Raw genomic sequence first — 15156 nt, 5'->3', positions numbered from 1 at the left:
AAGGCGACCCACAACCCCGCTCTTCAATCCCCCTGGCAACTCAGCCCTGACGCTGCTTTTCCTTCTCCGCCACCCGGTTGTGGATCGCTTCGGCCTCCGGCGTCATGATCGCGGCGAAATCAGCCAGTTCGTAGAAGGGGCGGATCTCGATCTCGCTGGGCCCCAGCATCGGATTGGGGCAGCGTTTGACCCATTCCAGGGCATGGTCCATGTCGCGCACCTCCCAGACCCAGTAGCCAGCGACCAGTTCCTTGGTCTCGGCAAAGGGCCCGTCAATCACCGTGCGGCTGGCACCATCAAAGGCCACCCGCTTGCCCTGGCCGCTGGGCTTGAGACCGTCGCCGGCCAGCAGGATGCCGGCATCGACCAGTTCCTCATTATACCGGCCCATGGCCTCGAGCAGTTCGGACGGCGGCATGACGCCGGCTTCGCTGTCTTCGGTGGCCTTGACCAGAACCATGACACGCATCGCATTTCTCCTTGTTGCGGGGCATTGGCCCCCAATACCGTCACGACGAATAGCGGGCCGCAAGTCAGACAGGCCGCATCTGCCAGTCCCCCTCCCGCCCGCGCCGCAAATCACCTATATGTGGACCAAGCCGCGAGGAAACCTGTTGACCGACCAATTTCTGATTGAGCGCCCCACCTACGATCCGGACACGGGCCAGGCCCGCTTCATGTATGATCTGGACGGGCTGCATTTCGAGGAAACCCTTGATTTCCCGGCAGGCGCCTTGCCTGGATCCGCCACCAGTCCGAACTTCATCAAGCTGCTCGACCTGACCGCCATCGTGCTGGGGGTGAGCTATTTCAAGCTGCGGGCCCCCCATGTGATCGCGGCGCCGCAGATCCCGCTCAACGCCGCCGAACGCGCCTTTGTCATCGACGTCTATGAAAACGGACTGGGCGAATTCTATGCCCGCAACAAGCTGCAGCGCTTCGGCAAGCTCTCCATCATCGCTCCGCAGGACGCCGCTGACCGCCAGCCTGCCATCACCCTGCCCGACCGCACGCTGCTGCCCATTGGCGGCGGCAAGGATTCCCTGGTCAGCGTCGACCTGCTCCTCCACACTGGTGTTGATTTCACGCCCTTTGCCGTCAATCCCAAGGGTCCCATCCTGACCTCGGTGGCCACGATCGGCACGCCGCCTGTCTATGTCACCCGCACGCTGGACCCCGAAATGATCCGGCTCGGTACCCAGCCCGGCTTTTTCAACGGCCATGTGCCCTCCACCGCCATCAACTCGATGATCGCCGCGCTCTGCGCCCTGCTCTTTGGCTATAGCCAGATCGTGCTGTCCAACGAGCGCTCGGCCAGCGAGGGCAATGTCGAGTTCGACGGGCGCGAGACCAATCACCAATATTCCAAGTCGCTCGGCTTTGAACTGCTGATCGCCGCCATCCTGGGCGATGCCACCGGCGGCACGCTGAAATACTTCTCCCTGCTCCGCCCCTATTCGGAAGCCCGCATCGCCTCGCTGTTCACCCACGAGACCCGCTTCGATAAGGTGTTCTCCAGCTGCAACCGCAATTTCCGGCTGACCGGCAATGACGGGGCGCTGTGGTGCGGCGAGTGCCCGAAGTGCCATTTCGTCTTCCTGATCTTTGCCCCCTTCATGGCCAAGGATCGCCTGCTGGCCATTTTCGGCAGGGACCTGCTCGACAATCCCGCCCATGAGGCATCGTTCCGCGAACTGGCGGGGCTGGCTGGGCAGAAGCCCTGGGAATGCGTCGGGGAAATCCTCGAGGCCGCTGCCTGCCTGTATACCCTGACCCGTCACGCCGACTGGCACGAGGCCGCCGTGGTCCGTGCTGTCAAGGCCGACCTGCTGAGTCATTATGGCGAACCGCGCCTGCAGGCGGCCATGGCCGAGTGCCTGACCGACAGCCACGATCACCACATTCCCCCTGCCCTCGCCGCCAAGGTGTCCGCCTATGCTGTTTGAAGAACCCGTCCTCATTTACGGCACCGGCCGCGAAGCGCAGTCCACCCGTGCCTTTCTCAAGGCGCAGCAGCCCGACCTCAAGGTCTTTGTAACCGTCGACAGCGGCAGCCCCGATCTCGACGATACGGCCTTCATGGCCCCCGAGGACATCAAGGACGCCATCCGCATCCACCGCTTCGGCCACATCATCAAGAGCCCCGGCGTGTCGCGCTACAAGCCGGTATTTGACATTGCCCGCGACGCCGGCATCGCCGTCACCTCCAATCTCAACCTGTGGGGCCATGTCTTCAGCGACAAGTGCACCGTGATCGCCATCACCGGTACCAAGGGCAAATCCACCACCGCCACCCTGGTCCACCTGATGCTGACCCGGTCGGGCATTGATGCGGGCTTGGCCGGCAATGTCGGCGTGCCGCCGCTTGATATCGCCGACAGGCATGCCGTGGTGGTCTTCGAGCTCTCGAGCTACCAGACCGCCGACATGAACTTTCTGCCCGACATTGCCGCCATCACCAATCTCTATCCCGAGCATGTCGACTGGCATCGCACCGTGGAGCGCTACTATGCCGACAAGCTGCGCCTGATCGATCGCGACGGCGGCTATCCGGTTGCCCTGGGGGCCGGGGCGAAGGGCAATGCCCTGGTGGCCAAGGCGACGCGCGATCATCGCCGCCTGCTGCGCGACCTCACCGCCGAGGAAAGCGCGGCGGTGACGGCCGCCGTTGCCCGCTCGCGCCTCAAGGGCGCCCACAATCTCGACAATGCCCTGCTGGCGGCGCAGATCGCCCTGGCCGCAGGCGGCACCCTGGAGGGCGTCGTTGCGGGCATCAAGGCGTTTACCCCCCTGCCGCATCGGCTCGAAGAGCACCGCTTCGGCGACAAGCTGTTTGTCGACGATTCAATTGCCACCACGCCGGAGGCCACGAAGGCGGCCCTGTCGTCCTATCCGGGCCAGCGCCTGGCGCTGATCGCCGGCGGCCATGAACGCGAGCAGGACTATACCGAACTGGCGGGTCTGCTGGTCGGCCATGGCGTGACCACACTGGCCTGCCTGCCCGTCACCGGCGCCCGCCTCGCAACCGCCACCCAGAGCGTGGCGCCGGGGATAACCGTCCTCACGCCACCCGATCTCGAAGCCGCCATGCAGGCGCTTCATACCCAGCGTGACGCCTTCGACGTGGTCATCCTCTCCCCGGGCGCGCCCTCCTACAACCAGTTCAAGAATTTCGAGGAGCGTGGCCAGCGCTTCGTCGAGCTGGCCAGGACACTGTTCGGACCCGCCTCTGCATGAGCGGCGCCCTCTACCTCGCCATCGCCATTGCCGGCGAGGTCGTTGCCACCTCGTTCCTGCGCGCCTCCAACGGCTTTACCGCCCTCTGGCCCACCGCCGTGGTGGTGGTGGGCTATGGCATCACCTTCTACTTTTTCTCCCTGGCCCTGCAGACCATTCCGGTGGGCATAGGCTACGCCATCTGGTCGGGCGTCGGCATCGTGCTGATTGCCACCATCGCCTTTTTTGTCCACGGCCAGACCCTCGACCTGCCCGCGCTGATCGGCATGGGCCTGATCCTGGCCGGGGTGCTGGTGATCAATCTGTTTTCACAATCTTCGGCGCATTAGTCCGGACGGCGGCTGTTCTAGAAGGCGCCGTTGATCGCCTTGAGCGGCACGCCGGCTGCCGTCAGGGCGGCCTGGATCTGCTCGAGCAGGGCCTTGTCCTGCACGCGTTCGCGCAGCCGCGGCAACACGCCGAACGCCCGGAAGCTGGGCAAATCGAGAACCTGCGCCAGATAGCGATTGACCATGTCTCCGTCGCCGCTGCGCTGCCCGGCCAGGATAGCCAGTATGGGCCCCAGTTCAGCATCGGCCAGCGCATAGCGCTCCGCCGCGGCGATCGCCCCGGCATAGTCGCCGGCCTGCAGGGCCAGCAATGCCGGGACACAAAAATACCAGTTGGGTGGGTCGGGCGTGCCGTCCGCAGCGTCGCGCGCCATGCTCTCGGCCTCGGCGATATTGCCGCCCAGGGCCAGCAGCCTTGCATAGGCGGCCAGCGCATCTCCATTGGCCGGATTGAGCTGGATGGCAGAGCCATATTCGGTACGGGCCCTGTCGAACTGGCCCATGTCCTGGCGCAGCCGCGCATGCTGCTCCCAGATGAAGGCGCTGACCGGCGCCGCGCTGATGGCACGATCGAGGCCCGCCTGGGCCAGGCGCATCCGCTCAGCATAGGCGGTGTCCCGCCCGGAGGGGACAAGATCGCGCTCCGCCAGCAGGCTCGCCGCCATCGCCAGACCCGTCGGAGACTCCCGATCGGCTGCGGCAAGTCCCGACAGGCAGGTATTGGCCCGCTCTGCCTCTGCCGCGGCACCACTCGCCCGGTAGCTGTGGAACAGCATGCGACACAGATAAAGATTGGCATTGCCGCTCAGCGACGGCGACTGCGCCAGCAGCTGACGCGCCGCGCCATGCAGCGGCCCGCGCGGACTGCCCAGCACCAGGCTGAGCCGCCGCGATACCGCGTCGAGCACGCCACTCTGGGCGGCTTCGGCGACCGGCACGGCAAATGTCTGGTTCCAGACCACCCCGCCTGATCGGCTGTCGGTCAGGATGGCACTATACTGCACCACCGGCCCGTCCTTGCGGACAATACCGGTCAGGACATAATCGGCGGCACTATTGTGGGCCACCGTGATGGCCACGTCGGCGCCGCCGCCATAGCGCACGTCGATATCTTCGAACTGGTCCAGATCGGTCACCAGTTCGATGGCCAGCCCTGCCACCTGCGGCGCGCCGCTTCCCGCCCCCACCAGGTTCTGGAACTCGACAACCGTAACGCTCGGACGCGCCAGCTGCCCCGTACTGCCGGCGGGTCCAGACATCGGGTTGAAAATGAACAGCGCCAGGCCGACTGCAGCCACGCCCAGGGTGATGACAGCCAGGGCAAACCAGGACATGGCAACCCCACCCGTCAGGCGTGCCCGTCCCGTCGCCCCGGCTGAGGGGGCATCGTCGCCCGCCTGTGCGTCTGCGGCCTGCGCGACCGCGTGGAATTCCGGGACGTAGCGGCCCACCGGCAGCGAGATCCGCACCGAGTCGCCGCTGCCCGGGCCGCGATAATAGTCCTCGATCAGGCCGCGCAGCCGCCGCGCCTGCACGCGCACGATCGGATCTGTCTGGGGATCGAAATCGGCCGATCGTCCCAGCACATCCACAGCAATCGAATAGGCTTTTATTGACTGCTCATCACCGGCCAGCGTGCGTTGCACGATGTAGTCGAGGAACCTGGCCAGTTGCGGCGAGCGAGAAATTTCAGGCCATGCAAGCATTTGCGCAAGAGAGGCCAGTATCGCTTCGCGCTGTGTCGTCGGATCGGGCACACAGACCTCCGGAACTGGCTCAGTTTGTCCCGTGTTACATGTAAATTACAAGCCCTCGTTACCGTGATTTTACCTGCAGTTGCCTAGCGAGGGTTCGGCTCTTCCCCCATAGGCCGGAATGTCACCGTCATCGACGTGACACAGTTCTCCGCCGGCTAGGCCCCTGCAGAGACATATGGACCACCCCGTTAGTAGATCCGGACCGGGCGCATTCTCGCGTCCCGCCAGGAAGATTATTGCGTTCCGGTATGACGATTCATCGACCCGTTTGGCGATGAGCGGTACCTTGAGGTGAGTTGTGAGCAACTATGTGGACTATGCGTCCTTCGTGGCGCTGATTGATGATGATGAGCACTCGGCCCACCTGCTGACCCGCACCCTGGTCGATCAGGGTGCGCATGGCGTGCAGACCTATGGTGACGCAATCAAGGGCCTTGGCCGGCTCAAGGCCGTCTTGTCCGACGCCAATGCGGCCTGGCCCGCGCTGATCATCCTCGACCTCAAGGACCATAGCGGTGCCAATCTCGAGTTCCTCGACGTTATCGGGCAACTAACGCGCCAGCACGGCGTTCCTGTTGTCGTTCTTGCGCCTCAACCAACCGAACAGTGCCGTCAGGCGCTGCTGGCCAATGGAGCTGCCGGCGTTTTTGTCCGCCATGCGGAACGTGACGCCTATCGGCGCGTCGCTGCGGACATTGTTGAATTCGTGACGCTCACAAAGCGTCCCGAGGCAGTTGGCATGTAGCTCCTGCGTCCACAGGCTGCATGCTGCGGTCGGAAGCGCGCTGCGGGACGGTTCATACCGTCCTGCTTCCCAGGCGCCTTCCGGCCAACTGAGTCCCTTGAACCTGCCAACATGGTGGGCAGAGGGGGTACCGGCCCTACTCCAAGGGGGCGCGGTACATGGGCGCGAGCGCGGCACCTCCCGGTCGCGTGCGCACGGGGAGAGAAGCAGAGCATGGCCGGCGCTTGTCCCTCGGGCGCCAGACAGCAACACTGCTTCTCTCCGCGGCCTTCCGGCTTCCTGTCCCCCGTCGCTTACCCTTGACACTGCCGGCATAATCATTCCTTGCGGGCTGAAGCTGCGCTAGGGGTCGGCGTCTCCGTTCCGGTTCGGTTGATTGACATGCCCGCCGATCACCCGGTGCGACAGCGCGCGCAGTGCCGCCAGCACCAGGACCGCCAACAGGGCGGTGCCGGTCGCAATGGCGTAATAGCCCAGCGCCGTGGCCAGACCTACAGCGCCTGCCAGCCACATGCCCGCCCCCGTGGTAAGCCCCTGCACCCCGCCGCCATTGCGGAAGATCGCGCCGGCCCCGAGAAAGGCGATCCCGGCCGTCACCGCTTCGACGGCGCGGATCGGATCCGCCCGGCCCTGTCCGTCCGCATTGGGCAGGGTGTGGTAGATCTCAAAGGCGAGGATGGTAAACAGCGCGGCGGCGACCGACACCAGGATATGGGTGCGCAGACCCGCTTCGGCCGTATGCCATTCGCGCTCAAAGCCGATCATCGCCCCCAGCATGGCCGCAATGAGCAGGCGGATGGCGATGATGTGGGTCGGCAGATAGGTCGGCACCAGGCCGAATTCGTTACCAATATCCATGGCGAACCCGTTTGTGACGCTATGCTGACAACCTGTCTTGCCCCGCTTGGTTCCAGCTGTCCACCAGCGGTTGTGCCCAATCGGCAATGAACCGCCGTGGCGGCAGAATGATCCAGCCATCGACATCACCCACCGCGACATAGTCGTCGGCCACCACGCCGAGGGCCGAAATGGCGCAGACCAGCGCTGCCCGCTCGTCATGGTTGCGCACATCCGCCAGCGCGCCCGTCAGGCGCCGGCCAGGCAGGTGATGCGCCAGCAGGCGCTCCAGCGTCCCGTTGGCGACCAGCGCGGCATAATAGCGGTCCGAGCGCTGTTGTCGGGGGCCCTTCTCGGCCGCCTCCAGCATCAGGCCGAGAAAACTCGTTGGAAACGCCTCGAACAGCGCCAGCCCGTGCACCGCGTGGCGGTGCTGCGCCGCGCCCACCAGCCCGCCCGCGATCAGCATGGCGGCGAACGCGTTGGTGTGATGGTTGAGCAGCCGCCCCACCGGACTGCGCGAGGAGCCGGGCTGGCTGACCCGGCTGGCGATGGCCTTCTGGCTCAGCAGCCGCTCGGCTGTCCGGTAGCGGTCGATCACCGCCAGGTCGCCGCGCAGCGGGCCATCCAGGCCCACCGCCAGCAGCGGCCGTCCCCCCGCCACCGCGGCGAGATTGGCGGCGCGGGCCTCGGCATGGCCGGTGAAATGCGCCAGCGTCCAGCTGATGGTCTGTCCATCCCAGTCGAGCCGGCAGATGCCGCTAGACGCCGCGCGCAGCGACCAACCGACATCAATGCCCAGCACCGAGCCCGTTGCCGGCAGCATCAGACGGTCTTGAGCCACCCGCCATCGACGAAATAGGTCGAACCGGTCGAGTAGCTGGCCTTGTCCGAGCACATGAAGACGAAGAAGTTCGCCAGTTCTTCAGGCGTGGCAAAGCGCTTCATGCCGCCCGCGTCATTGGCCACGCCCTGGAGATGGGCCTGCCAGCCATCCTCGCCGGCGATCTGCTTGGCCGTCTTGATCCAGTCCGGCGTCAGCACCAGGCCAGGATTGATCGTATTGACCCGGATATTGTCGCCCACCACTTCATTGGCCAGCGTCTTGGAAAACATCATCAGGGCGGCCTTGGTGGTGTTGTAGATCGGCTCGTACCATAGCGGCTGCAGTGCGCAGATCGAGGCATTGTGCAGCACCACGCCACCGCCGCGCTGCTTCATCGCCGGCACCAGGCCGCGCGCCAGCCGCACGGCGGCCATCACATGCAGGTCCCAGTAATATTGCCACTTGGCATCATCGGCCTCGGCAATGGTCTCGTTCGAGCCCATCCCGGCATTGTTGATCAGGATGTCGGCGCCGCCAAAGGCCTGCCGCGTGCCCTGGATCACCGCATCACAGCCTGCCGCCGTGGCCAAATCGGCACTGATCGCGGTGGCGATGACGCCGAATTTCTCGGCCACCTGCACCGCCGCATCTTCGGCTCGCGCCCTGTCACGGCCCACCAGCACCAGATTGACGCCCTCGGCCGCCAGTCCCTCGGCCACCGCCAGGCCGATCCCCAGCGTTCCGCCGGTGATCACGGCTACCTTGTCGCGCAAGTTCAGGTCCATTGCATTCCTCCTCGTTTCGATCGGGCTAGCCTGCGACCCTGATCTGCAGCTTCACGTCGCTGGGCCGCGCTTCCACCGCCCGGTCAAACGCCTTGATCGCATCCTCAAAGGCAAAGGTTTCCGAAATCAGCGGCTTGAGGTCGACCTTGCCCGAGGCGATCAGCGCAATGGCCCGGTCATATTGATGGGCATAGCGGAACACGTTCTCGATGCGCAATTCCTTGACCGAGGCGCCGGCAATGTCCACGGCCACCGGCTCGACCGGCAGGCCGACCACCACGATCGTCCCCCCCGGGCGCGGCAGGTCCATGATGGTCTTCCATGCGTGCGGCGAGCCGGAACACTCAAACACGACATCCACCCCCCAGCCCTCGGTGAGCCGGGCAACTTCCTCGACCAGGTTCTGCTCGCGGATATTGACCGGGATCACACCTTGATACTGCGCAGCAATGTCGAGCTTGGGCTGCGCCAGATCAGCGACGATGACGCGGGCGCAGCCACCCGCCAGCGCCGCCAGCGCCACCATGGTGCCGATCGGCCCGGCCCCCAGCACCAGGGCGGTATCGCCCGGGGCGATCCTGGCCTTGCTGGCTGCCTGCATCCCCACTGCAAAGGGCTCCACCATGGCGCCCTCGGCAAAGCTGACATGATCGGGCAGCTTGAAGGTATAATTGGCCGGATGCACCACTTCGGCAGTAAGCACGCCATGCACCGGTGGCGTCGCCCAGAATTGCACCGCCGGATCGACATTGTACATGCCCAGCCGGCTGGCCCGCGAATTGGCATCAGGAATGCCCGGCTCCATGCAGACGCGGTCGCCGACCTTGAGATGGGCGACGCCGGCGCCCACGGCACTGATCGTGCCTGCCGCCTCATGCCCCAGCACCATGGGTGCATTGACCACGAAGGGCCCGATTTTGCCATGGGTGTAGTAATGCACATCCGAGCCGCAGACCCCCACGGTGTGGATGGCGATCCTGACCATGCCTGGCCTCACCTCCAGCGGCAGATCGATATCGCGCAGTGCCAGCTCATGCTGGCGTTCAAGGACGAGGGCGCGCATTTTGCTCATGGCAAGGCTCCGGGACATCGAGGATGGCGGCAGGCCCGTCGGGCCCGACCACAGCTTTTCTATCCCAGCCCGGGCCGCGCGCGAAGGCGGCAAATGTGCATTTGCCGGCCTGACGTGACAACAGCATGCCTTTGCTCGGACGAGATTGACGGTAACCAGTCCTAAATGCGGCCGCGTTATGCTGTCGGCCAACAAGTTCCACAACCGGTTGTCAGATGCAGCCCGCGACGTCGACAATCGAACGCTGGCATCCCTCCACCGTCGCACTTGTGCCGATGGTGCTGGCCTTGATCACGGCGGTTTTCGCCGTGCTGGGCTTTGTCGTCTGGTCGACCAGCAATATCGACCAGCGCGCCGCCGAGCGCCAGACCATCATGATAAGCCATGTCATCGAAGGCCGGCTGTCGCGAATCGTCCGCGAGACGGCCAGCGTTGCCACCAATGACGAGACCCTGCGCAAAACCAGCGCCGCCTTCGACAGCAACTGGATCGACTCCAATGTCGGTGATTGGCTGCATCGCTATTTCCGCCACGATCGGACCATTCTGCTCACAGCCCAGGGGACCCCGGCCTATGCCATGGTCGATGGCGCCACGGTAGAGGTCGGCAGCGTGCGTTCCATGCTCGCTGTCCTCGAACCGCTGATCACCCAGGCGCGGGCGCTGCGGCCCGGCCAGCGGCCGCCCCCCGCCCTACTTGAGGCGCCGCCGGGGCACGAGGGGCAGCCTGCCATCATGCTACCGCGCCCGCCGTCGCCTGCCGTGACCGATTTTGCCATCATCGACGGCAAGCCGGCTATTGTCGCCGCCTTGCCCGTGGTCGGCGAGCGCGAGGACTTGCGTCCGCAACCGGGGACCGAGCCGATCATTCTGGCCATACAATTCCTCGACGAGCGCGCCGCCAGCCAGATCAACCGCGAATATCTGTTCGACGACGGCCGCTTCACCCTGGTCGAAAGCGGCAATCCCAACCGCCTCGTCTTCCCGATCCTCAGCGCCAGCGGCCGCTTCGTCGCTTTTTTCGAATGGAACCGGGATCGTCCCGGCTTTGTCATGTTGTGGCAGACCGGACCGCTTCTGGTCGGTGCATTTTTTCTGGCCGGCATCCTGATCTTCCTGCTGCTCGGCCAGTTGCGCCGCTCCTCTGCAGCCGTCGAGAATGCCCGGCGCCTCAGCCTGCATCAAGCCAGCCATGATGCCCTGACGGGCCTCGATAACCGCATGAGCTTTGACGCCAAGCTGGCGGAGGCCATCGACGACAAGTACAACGCCAAGGCGCATCTGACGCTGTTCATGCTCGATCTCGACCGTTTCAAGCAGGTCAACGACACGCTGGGTCATCAGGCCGGCGACGAGCTGATTTGCGCCGTCGGCGATCGGCTGCGCGCCATTTTCGGCACAGCCACCATGATTGCCCGGCTGGGCGGTGACGAATTCGCCGTGCTGGCCATCACCCATGACAAGCCCGTTGATGTGATGGAGGTGTCCGCCCGCATCATCGAGTCCATCGGCCGGCCTTTCAGCCTCAACCGCTTCAAGGCCCATGTGGGAGTGAGCATTGGCATCGTCATGGCCCGCGGCCGCGATGCCGAGCCCACCGAACTGGTGCGCCGCGCCGATATCGCTCTCTACGAGGCCAAGGCCGGCGGTCGCAACCGCGCGGCGGTCTATGAGGAGCACATGAACGAGCTGTTGCAGCTGCAGCACACCATTGAAGCCGAACTGCGCGAGGCCCTGTGCCGCGATGATCAGTTGTCTGTCGTATTCCAGCCCCTGATCGACCAGGTCTCGCGCAAGGTGATCGGCGCCGAGGCCCTGGCACGCTGGTACCATCCCAAATTCGGGCAGATCTCGCCGGCCCGCTTCATCCCCGTGGCCGAAAGCACCGGCCTCATCGAAACCCTGGGCGAATTCGTGTTGCGCCGGGCCTGCAGCCTGGGCGCGACCGTGCCCGGCCGCACCGTTGCCGTCAATATCTCGCCGACCCAGCTGCGCAACCCGTTGTTCTCGCACCAGGTCTTCGACATCCTGCACGAGACCGGCATGCGGCCGCTCGACCTCGAGCTCGAGATCACCGAATCGATCCTGCTCGACGACGAGCACATTTCCTCGCAGAACCTGCGCACCTTCAGGGCGGCGGGAATCCATATTGCGCTGGACGATTTCGGCACCGGCTATTCCTCGCTCAGCTACCTCAAGCGCTACCCGGTCGACCGCATCAAGATCGACCGCTCCTTTGTCAGCCAGCTTGCCGACGGCCATGTCTCGGTCGCCATCACCGAAGCCATCGTCACGCTCGCCCATGCCATGGACCTGCAGGTCACCGCCGAGGGTGTGGAAACGGAAGAACAGGCAGGCATCCTCGGCAGCCTGGGCTGCAACACGCTGCAGGGATTCCTGTTTTCCGGGGGCGTTGTCGCCGACCGGATTATCGACATTTTCGCCGCGCCCGAAAACGCCATGCTCAGCCGCCAGCATCGCCGCGCGGCCATGCGGGCAAGCGCGGCGGCGCGTCCCCAACCCGACCAATCCAGCTAACGAACCGCTGCCAGCACCGCGCCCAGCCGCTTTTCCCGAGCCAGCAATCCGCTGCGCCCAGCGCCCGCACTGTCCCACAGCGCCTTGAGCTTGCCGTCGTTGAACAGCTTGAACAGGCACGGCGCGATATAGGATTTGCGGCTGATCATCGGCGTGTTGCGCAGCACGCTGGCCACCTCGCGCGCCACCTGCGCCATCTGCCGCCGGCGAGCGGCCTCGCTAAGGCCTACCTCCAACTGTGCCAGGGCGGCCCCGGCAATCGCGCTGGCATGCAGGGTGCGGAAATCCTTGGCCGAAATCTCGGCACCGGAAATCGCCCGCAGATAGTCGTTGACGGCACCGGTCTTGATCGGCCGCACCTTGCCCGCATCATCGCGATAGACCAGCAGACGCTTGCCCGGCAGGCTCTTGATGCTGGTTATGGCGGCAGCCAGCTTGGCGTCGCGCAGGCAGTATTCAGCCTGCTTGCCGCCCTTGGCATCAAAGCGCAGGCAGATTTCCGATCCCGCCACGGTGACGTCGCGGGTATAAAGCGTACCCGCCCCGCGCGTGCCGCTGGCCTCGAGATATTTCTCGCGCCCTAGCCGCATCGCCGTCTTGTCGATGAGCGCCACGGCCAGGGCCAGGGCCAGTTCGCGACTGCCGGCAGACGCGCCGAGACCCTCACTCACCTTTTTGCGCAAGCGTGGCAGGGTGGTCGTCAGCGCCGTGAGCCGCTGCTGCTTCTTGCCGTCGCGGCGCAAGGTCCAGTCGGGATGATAGAGGTATTGTTCGCGCCCGGCCTCGTCCTGACCCAGCACCTGGATATGGGCCTTTTCGCTGGCTGCGATGCGCACATCGGTCCAGGCCGGCGGAATGCCCAGCGCCTTGATCCGGGCCTTGATCGCCGGATCGGTGACCAGGGCCCCCGTCGCGTCGAGATAACAAAAACCCGTGCCGCGCTTGCGGCGCAGCACGGTCAGATCGTTCCGTCCAACCCTGACCAGCCGCATGCTGGTTACGCGGGAGCGGTCTGGGTCATGGCATAGACCACGTAGATGATGACAAACAGCACGATGATGCCGATCATGGAACCCACGAGCACGCGCAGGTTCATCTTGCGCGGATTGGCCTGGCGCACCTCAGTGTCGGTTTTTTTGGGATCGTAGGTTTCCATGGGACGCTCCGTTAAGCTCTCTGCACCAACGTGCCCCGACCCCCGTGGTTCCGTCGGCCTCTTGACGCAACGCCGCAGGGCGCCGACCCTTGCTGCTTGACCAAACCCAGGAATGCTTGATGACCAGTGCTGCAATTCTCACCCGCATGATCATGGCCGGCCAGGGCAAGGAGCCCGCCGACCTGGTGGTCAAGAATGTGCAGATGCTCGACGTCATCACCGGCGCGGTCACCACTACCGATATCGCCATCGTCGCCGACCGCATCGTGGGCACCCATGCCAGCTACGAGGGCAAGACCGTCATCGACGGCACGGGCCGCTTTGCCGTACCGGGCTTCATCGACACCCATCTGCACATCGAATCCTCGCTGGTCACCCCGCTCGAATTCGACCGCTGCGTGCTGCCCTATGGCGTCACCACGGTGATCTGCGATCCGCACGAGATCGCCAATGTGCTGGGCGCCGAGGGCATCCGCTACTTCCTCGACAGCGCCGAGCAGACGGTGATGGACGTCCGCATCAACCTCTCGTCCTGCGTGCCGGCCACCGGCTTTGAGACCTCGGGCGCGGCGCTGGAAATCGCGGACCTCGAACCCTTCCGCCGCCATCCCAAGGTCATCGGCCTGGCCGAGATGATGAACTTTCCCGGCGTGCTGCATGCCGATCCCGGCATCATCGCCAAGCTGGTGGCCTTCCAGGGCGGCCATATCGACGGCCACGCCCCGCTGCTGCTGGGCACCGCACTCAACGGCTATCTCGCGGCCGCTATCCGCACCGACCACGAGGCCACCAGCGCCGCCGAAGCGCGCGAAAAACTGGCCAAGGGCATGGCCATCCTCATCCGCGAGGGCTCGGTCTCCAAGGATCTCAAGGCGCTCGCCGAAATCCTCGACGAAAACACCTCCAGCTTTGTCGCGCTCTGCACCGATGACCGCAACCCGCTCGACATTGCCGAGGAAGGCCACCTGGACAGCTCGATCCGCCGCCTCATCGCCATGGGCCGACCGCTGCACCACGTCTACCGCGCCGCCAGCCACTCGGCCGCCCGCATCTTTGGCCTCACCGATCGTGGCCTCCTGGCTTCGGGCTGGCGCGCCGATATCGCTCTGCTCGATAGCCTTGAGGATTGCCGGGTCTCCGACGTCATCGCCGCCGGGCGCCTCGTGGTGCCGGCTCTGTTCGATGCCCGCCAGCTGGTGGCCCCGGTGGGCCTGACCTCGATGAAGGCGACCCCGGTCAGCGCCGACAGCTTCATCACCGAGCCCCGGCCAGGCCAGAACAGCATTCCGGTGATCGGCGTGCGCCCCGGCCTCATCCTCACCTTCCGCGAGGAAGCCACCCTGGCCTCGACCGAACGGGGTCTGCAGCCCGATCTGGAGGCAGATGTCATCAAGGTGGCGGTGATCGAGCGGCATGGCAAGAACGGCAATATCGGCCGCAGCTTCGTCACCGGCTTCGGCCTCAAGCGCGGGGCCATCGCCTCATCGGTTGGTCACGACAGCCACAATATCACCGTGGTCGGCGCCAATGACCAAGACATGGCCGTGGCGGTCAATCGGCTGATCGAACTGGGGGGCGGCTTTGCCGTGGCCGACGGCGGCAGGGTCACTGCCGAGCTGGCGCTGCCGCTGGCGGGCCTGATGAGCCTTGAACCCTTCGAGACCGTGTCGCATGACCTGCATGTGCTGCGCGACGCGGCCCTGGCGTTGGACTGCGTGCTGCCCGAACCGTTCCTGCAGGTCGCCTTCCTGGCGCTGCCCGTCATCCCGCATCTCAAGATGACCGACCGCGGCCTGTTCGATGTCGACCTGTTCGACTTCGTCAGCTGAGCCCCGAGCATTTTCAGCAGATGTGACTCTTGCTGAACGCAACAAA

14 protein-coding genes are annotated in these 15156 nt (G+C 65.0%); 6 read left to right on the top strand and 8 right to left on the bottom strand.

The features are described from left to right. Positions 1–40: 40 nt before the first annotated feature. The gene (locus AC4NN3_RS15810; RefSeq protein ID WP_491928045.1) at positions 41–469 is read right to left on the bottom strand and encodes a YciI family protein; all 429 of its coding nucleotides are present in this window, start codon (positions 467–469) and stop codon (positions 41–43) included. 145 nt (positions 470–614) lie between these two features. Between AC4NN3_RS15810 and AC4NN3_RS15805 the strand changes: the two genes are divergently transcribed. From AC4NN3_RS15805 to AC4NN3_RS15795, 3 genes are read left to right on the top strand one after another with little or no spacing between them, the layout of a single operon-like run. Further along, positions 615–1946, top strand: coding sequence for a MurL-like N-terminal domain-containing (locus tag AC4NN3_RS15805; protein ID WP_491928044.1), 1332 nt, complete (start codon positions 615–617; stop codon positions 1944–1946). Continuing rightward, the gene (gene murD / locus AC4NN3_RS15800; protein WP_491928043.1) at positions 1936–3237 is read left to right on the top strand and encodes a UDP-N-acetylmuramoyl-L-alanine--D-glutamate ligase; all 1302 of its coding nucleotides are present in this window, start codon (positions 1936–1938) and stop codon (positions 3235–3237) included. The genes AC4NN3_RS15805 and murD overlap by 11 nt, the downstream gene beginning before the upstream one ends. Continuing rightward, positions 3234–3566: a DMT family transporter gene (locus AC4NN3_RS15795; protein ID WP_491928042.1), complete on the top strand. Its 333-nt coding sequence runs from the start codon at positions 3234–3236 to the stop codon at positions 3564–3566. Before murD ends, AC4NN3_RS15795 begins: the two co-directional genes overlap by 4 nt. Positions 3567–3583: 17 nt before the next feature. On the opposite strand, the gene AC4NN3_RS15790 is transcribed toward AC4NN3_RS15795, so the two are convergent. Beyond that, positions 3584–5212, bottom strand: coding sequence for a tetratricopeptide repeat protein (locus AC4NN3_RS15790; protein WP_491928041.1), 1629 nt, complete (start codon positions 5210–5212; stop codon positions 3584–3586). A gap of 421 nt (positions 5213–5633) precedes the next feature. Here AC4NN3_RS15790 and AC4NN3_RS15785 point away from each other — a divergent pair, with 421 nt between their 5' ends. Beyond that, positions 5634–6068: a hypothetical protein gene (locus AC4NN3_RS15785; RefSeq protein ID WP_491928040.1), complete on the top strand. Its 435-nt coding sequence runs from the start codon at positions 5634–5636 to the stop codon at positions 6066–6068. 342 nt (positions 6069–6410) lie between these two features. On the opposite strand, the gene AC4NN3_RS15780 is transcribed toward AC4NN3_RS15785, so the two are convergent. Genes AC4NN3_RS15780 through AC4NN3_RS15765 form a run of 4 tightly spaced genes read right to left on the bottom strand, consistent with a single transcriptional unit; the run spans position 6411 to position 9588 of the window. Next, the gene (locus AC4NN3_RS15780) at positions 6411–6926 is read right to left on the bottom strand and encodes an MgtC/SapB family protein (protein WP_491928039.1); all 516 of its coding nucleotides are present in this window, start codon (positions 6924–6926) and stop codon (positions 6411–6413) included. A 19-nt stretch (positions 6927–6945) separates the two neighbouring features. Then, positions 6946–7731 carry a hypothetical protein gene (locus AC4NN3_RS15775; protein WP_491928038.1) on the bottom strand — a complete coding sequence of 262 codons (786 nt, stop codon included), beginning with the start codon at positions 7729–7731 and terminating at the stop codon, positions 6946–6948. Further along, positions 7731–8516, bottom strand: a complete 786-nt coding sequence (locus AC4NN3_RS15770) for an SDR family NAD(P)-dependent oxidoreductase (protein ID WP_491928037.1) — start codon at positions 8514–8516, stop codon at positions 7731–7733. The genes AC4NN3_RS15775 and AC4NN3_RS15770 overlap by 1 nt, the downstream gene beginning before the upstream one ends. Before the next feature lie 25 nt (positions 8517–8541). After that, complete coding sequence (locus AC4NN3_RS15765; RefSeq protein ID WP_491928036.1) at positions 8542–9588, bottom strand: NAD(P)-dependent alcohol dehydrogenase; 1047 nt, start codon at positions 9586–9588, stop codon at positions 8542–8544. A 215-nt stretch (positions 9589–9803) separates the two neighbouring features. Here AC4NN3_RS15765 and AC4NN3_RS15760 point away from each other — a divergent pair, with 215 nt between their 5' ends. Beyond that, positions 9804–12125: a putative bifunctional diguanylate cyclase/phosphodiesterase gene (locus AC4NN3_RS15760; RefSeq protein WP_491928035.1), complete on the top strand. Its 2322-nt coding sequence runs from the start codon at positions 9804–9806 to the stop codon at positions 12123–12125. On the opposite strand, the gene AC4NN3_RS15755 is transcribed toward AC4NN3_RS15760, so the two are convergent. Further along, positions 12122–13117 (bottom strand): DNA topoisomerase IB, encoded by a 996-nt coding sequence (locus AC4NN3_RS15755; RefSeq protein ID WP_491928034.1) that lies wholly within the window; start codon positions 13115–13117, stop codon positions 12122–12124. The genes AC4NN3_RS15760 and AC4NN3_RS15755 overlap by 4 nt on opposite strands. A gap of 5 nt (positions 13118–13122) precedes the next feature. Then, complete coding sequence (locus AC4NN3_RS15750) at positions 13123–13281, bottom strand: hypothetical protein (RefSeq protein ID WP_491928033.1); 159 nt, start codon at positions 13279–13281, stop codon at positions 13123–13125. Positions 13282–13400: 119 nt separating this feature from the next. On the opposite strand from AC4NN3_RS15750, the gene ade reads away from it, so the two are divergent. Beyond that, a complete protein-coding gene (ade, locus tag AC4NN3_RS15745; RefSeq protein ID WP_491928032.1) occupies positions 13401–15110 on the top strand; it encodes an adenine deaminase in 1710 nt (569 codons plus the stop codon). The last annotated feature ends 46 nt before the right edge of the window (positions 15111–15156 follow it).

It is taken from the genome of Devosia sp. MDV22-iso42 (assembly GCF_058629155.1).
The sequence above is the reverse complement of the archived record's forward strand: the minus strand, read 5'-3'. Positions and strand labels throughout refer to the sequence as shown.

Bases quoted from the DNA above. Each gene is read 5' to 3' on its own strand.
- AC4NN3_RS15760 (WP_491928035.1), top strand. From the start codon at position 9,804: ATGCAGCCCGCGACGTCGACAATCGAACGCTGGCATCCCTCCACCGTC.
- AC4NN3_RS15780 (WP_491928039.1), bottom strand. From the start codon at position 6,926: ATGGATATTGGTAACGAATTCGGCCTGGTGCCGACCTATCTGCCGACC.
- AC4NN3_RS15770 (WP_491928037.1), bottom strand. From the start codon at position 8,516: ATGGACCTGAACTTGCGCGACAAGGTAGCCGTGATCACCGGCGGAACG.
- AC4NN3_RS15765 (WP_491928036.1), bottom strand. From the start codon at position 9,588: ATGAGCAAAATGCGCGCCCTCGTCCTTGAACGCCAGCATGAGCTGGCA.
- AC4NN3_RS15810 (WP_491928045.1), bottom strand. From the start codon at position 469: ATGCGTGTCATGGTTCTGGTCAAGGCCACCGAAGACAGCGAAGCCGGC.
- AC4NN3_RS15795 (WP_491928042.1), top strand. From the start codon at position 3,234: ATGAGCGGCGCCCTCTACCTCGCCATCGCCATTGCCGGCGAGGTCGTT.
- murD (WP_491928043.1), top strand. From the start codon at position 1,936: ATGCTGTTTGAAGAACCCGTCCTCATTTACGGCACCGGCCGCGAAGCG.
- AC4NN3_RS15750 (WP_491928033.1), bottom strand. From the start codon at position 13,281: ATGGAAACCTACGATCCCAAAAAAACCGACACTGAGGTGCGCCAGGCC.
- AC4NN3_RS15775 (WP_491928038.1), bottom strand. From the start codon at position 7,731: ATGCTGCCGGCAACGGGCTCGGTGCTGGGCATTGATGTCGGTTGGTCG.
- ade (WP_491928032.1), top strand. From the start codon at position 13,401: ATGACCAGTGCTGCAATTCTCACCCGCATGATCATGGCCGGCCAGGGC.
- AC4NN3_RS15755 (WP_491928034.1), bottom strand. From the start codon at position 13,117: ATGCGGCTGGTCAGGGTTGGACGGAACGATCTGACCGTGCTGCGCCGC.